Genomic DNA, 3693 nt, shown 5'->3' with positions numbered 1-3693 from the left:
GATGAATTGGTCCCCAGCAGAATGTTAACCGGTTTCAGTGCAATTATGCCGGTGTCTTGCCAGGTTTTGAAGTGGGTCAGTCTCAACGAAGTAAACATGGTCTTGAAGTTCTATGATGGTTTTCTGTCGATTCTATCTGATTCTGCGCTGACCGCTCGCATCCCTGTTTTTTATTCGGATCAGGCAGTTTCAAGACTTTAAGGTCTATAATGATGTTGTAAAAGACTGCCCCGGATAAGTCGGGCGAAGGTTGAAATCAATGAATAGCAGTGTTACAGGTAAATTGAAAAATGGAACGTGAAAGACTGGAACTGCCGGAAAACGGTAAAAAGCTACTGCTGCATTCCTGCTGTGCACCTTGTTCGGGTGAAGTCATGGAAGCCATCGTCGCTTCTGGAATTGATTTCTCCATTTTTTTTTATAATCCGAATATTCACCCGCGCAAGGAATATGATTTGCGTAAGGATGAAAATATCCGTTTTGCCGAGAAGCATGGTATCCCGTTTATCGATGCTGATTACGACATGGATGACTGGTTCAAACGGGCAAAGGGAATGGAAATGGAGCCTGAACGGGGAATCCGTTGCACCATGTGTTTCGACATGCGGTTTGAGCGTACGGCCTTATATGCCTCTGAAAACGGATTCGATGTCATTTCCAGCTCGCTCGGTATTTCCCGCTGGAAAAATATGGATCAGATAAACGAGAGTGGTGTCAGAGCAGCAGCGCAATATCCAGGGGTCACCTACTGGACATACAACTGGCGTAAGAAAGGAGGCTCTGCACGTATGCTGGAAATCAGTAAACGTGAAAAATTCTATATGCAGGAATACTGTGGTTGCGCTTATTCGTTGCGGGACACCAATAAATGGCGAGTGGAGCATGGCAGAGAAAAAATACGGATCGGGGAGAAGTATTATGGTGATGTGACGGAGTAAATCCTGAAATTCCTGAAGTTACGATGCTGACAGCTGTGGATTGCTGAAAAGATTTGATATGTATTTACGGTCTGCTTATTAGGCCTTGAAAAGAAAAATCTCCTGATGATATGGATTCGTACCATCAGAAGATCTTTTGTTTTCCCGAAATAGTTCGTTATCGTGAAAAATGAAAATCAGTTGACCTTAAGTGCTCCGCCGCGCCCTAATCCTCCTTCTACCTTTTGTGCCTCATAATGTTTGAGTGCCCGTACCATTCCGTTATAAGCATCAAAAAAAGCAGCCACGGTTGCTTTGCCTGCAGGAGTGCGGGAGAAACCGCCTAAAGCTCCTCCTGCACCACCACCGAATCCACCCAATGCAGCGCCGTAGTTATTGGCTGTTGAGCTTCCTTCAGAAAGAGAGATCTGGACACTGGAACGAATATCGAATAGTGACAGCGTGACAACGGAAACTTTGGTCTCAAGAGCGCCAGCTAATGCACCGACTAACGGATTGAACGCTCCTCCAAGTGCGGCACCGACTTTTCCGGTCGAATCATTGTCAATGATGATCTGCGGTTCCAGATAATAATCTGCAGCGACACGCTGTCCTTTTTGCTGTTTCGAGCCGGCACGATATTCGCCAGAGTTGCGCTGCATATCGGTGATACGAGAAAGGCGGCTATCTGTCCGTGCATTACCGATGGAAGTAAGTACGAAGCAGTTTGATTGCTGAACCGCAAGTCGAATGAGCGGTTCGATTGTAGTGATATTGGTAGCACTGCCAAAACTATGATACCAGTTTGCTTCTCTGCCATCATCGACAGCGAGTGTACCCAATGTTTTGTCACAACGTTCCAGATCGGCATTGGCACCAGCGCTGGTACCTCCCGCAGCTGCCCCGGTAAGGGCTGTACTGCCGGTACCGGTCGTTACGTTTGCACATCCTGTGAAAAAGGGTATGCAAACAGATACTGCTACCAGAACTCGAATTGAACTATTATTTTTTTTCATAAGATGATTCCCTTTCATAAAATTAAAAGCTATTTTTATTAGCTTGGTTTATTGTTACGCATGTTCAAATTCGATCTTTATATGATATATGAAAGGAATGTAAGAAAGTGAATATGCAAATCATTTTATCGCTTATTTTCAGTATGATTTTGATGGCTTGTACGACATCTGCATCTCATCAAAAGGATCTGTCGCGAATTTGTGATTCTTCCGGTTGTTCAGATCGTCCGGGTAACTATATTTCTAATCATTCATCTGCAACTTCTTCAGATGAAGAGGCCAGGGTCAGAGTGCTCGAGGAAGTTGCGCGCCAGGATCCACGTGCAGCGTATGATCTTGGTCTTCGATACTTTCGGGGGGATGGTGTGCGTCAGGATAGTTACCAAGCATTACAGTGGATGCGTGAAGCAGCAGAGAGGGGTGATTTCAATGCTCAAAAGGCCCTTGGCCGCCTGTATCTGACGGGGCTTGAAGAAATGGGTGCAGATTATCGTGAAGCAGAAAAGTGGCTACGTATTGCTGCAAGCAGAGGGGATAAGGAATCCGAACAGTTGCTCGTGGAAGCTGCTGCTTTTGCATCGGAAGAACGCAGATCAGGTGAAATTTATCACCGATGGGTCAACCGCTGGAAGCCTGTTTTTTATCAGAACTGGTATCACGGTTATCCCTACCTGGGAACGTGGCGAGGTAATTACTGGTATTACTGAATAGGGCTTTGAAAGATTTTTCAAAGCTCTTCTGCAGCGGACCTTCTTTTTACGAAGTTATGACGATTCATTCGGTTCAGGGTCTTCCGTCCGGGGAGCATCGGGTTGCGTCCCTACCGGATTGATCCGGCTCGTTGTGCTTCCCGGAATCCTGGGAGTAGGGCAGACGACATCCGCATTTTGTGCGCGGTGACGCAAGGCATGATCCATCAGTACGATGGCCAGCATAGCCTCCACGATGGGCGTTGCCCGGATGCCGACACAGGGATCATGTCTGCCATGGGTTTCGACCAGAACGGGATTTCCTGCTTTGTCAATCGAACGTCGTGCCAGGCGGATACTGGATGTGGGTTTGATCGCTACGCTGACGATAACCGGTTGGCCGCTGGAAATGCCACCCAGAATCCCGCCAGCATTGTTGCTCAGGAAACCTTCCGGAGTGATTTCATCCGAGTGCTCCGTCCCTTTCTGAATAATGCTGTTGAATCCGGCGCCGATTTCCACACCCTTGACGGCATTGATACTCATCATGGCGTAAGCGATATCGGCATCCAACCGGTCATAAACCGGCTCTCCCCAGCCGACCGGCACGCCTTCGGCTACGACATTGATTCTGGCGCCCGCTGAATCACCCGATTTGCGCAAGCTATCCATGAATGTTTCCAATTTCTGAACATAATCATCATCTGCGACAAAAAACGGATTCTGATTGACGACATCCCAGCTTTTGAAAGGAATGGCAATTGGGCCGAGTTGTGCCATGTAACCCCGGATGATGATACCGCAGCGTTGTTGCAACCATTTCCTGGCGATGGCGCCAGCGGCCACCCGTACAGCCGTTTCTCGTGCGGATGAACGGCCTCCTCCCCGATAGTCACGGATGCCGTATTTCTGCCAGTAGGTGTAGTCCGCATGACCAGGACGAAATACATCCATGATCTTGCTGTAATCCTTGCTGCGCTGATCTTCATTACGAATCAGTAGGGCAATTGGCGTACCTGTCGTTGTGTTCTCGAATACGCCTGAGAGTATCTCTACCCGATCCGCCTCGCG

4 protein-coding genes are annotated in these 3693 nt (G+C 48.0%); 2 read left to right on the top strand and 2 right to left on the bottom strand.

Annotation, left to right across the window (positions count from 1 at the left end; translation table 11 throughout):
• Window positions 1-290: 290 nt before the first annotated feature.
• Window positions 291-938, top strand: coding sequence for an epoxyqueuosine reductase QueH (locus tag ABUL11_RS11085; protein WP_350283913.1), 648 nt, complete (start codon window positions 291-293; stop codon window positions 936-938).
• A gap of 176 nt (window positions 939-1114) precedes the next feature.
• Here the strand turns inward: ABUL11_RS11085 and ABUL11_RS11080 are convergent, their stop codons facing one another.
• Window positions 1115-1933, bottom strand: a complete 819-nt coding sequence (locus tag ABUL11_RS11080; RefSeq protein ID WP_350283912.1) for a hypothetical protein — start codon at window positions 1931-1933, stop codon at window positions 1115-1117.
• Between the two features lie 113 nt (window positions 1934-2046).
• Between ABUL11_RS11080 and ABUL11_RS11075 the strand changes: the two genes are divergently transcribed.
• The gene (locus ABUL11_RS11075) at window positions 2047-2640 is read left to right on the top strand and encodes a tetratricopeptide repeat protein (protein ID WP_350283911.1); all 594 of its coding nucleotides are present in this window, start codon (window positions 2047-2049) and stop codon (window positions 2638-2640) included.
• 57 nt (window positions 2641-2697) lie between these two features.
• On the opposite strand, the gene aroC is transcribed toward ABUL11_RS11075, so the two are convergent.
• A partial coding sequence (gene aroC, locus ABUL11_RS11070) for a chorismate synthase (RefSeq protein WP_350283910.1) occupies window positions 2698-3693 on the bottom strand: 996 nt, incomplete at its 5' end.

The sequence above is a fragment of the Nitrosomonas sp. genome, from assembly GCF_040256045.1.
Taxonomy (GTDB): domain Bacteria; phylum Pseudomonadota; class Gammaproteobacteria; order Burkholderiales; family Nitrosomonadaceae; genus Nitrosomonas.
The sequence above is the reverse complement of the archived record's forward strand: the minus strand, read 5'-3'. Positions and strand labels throughout refer to the sequence as shown.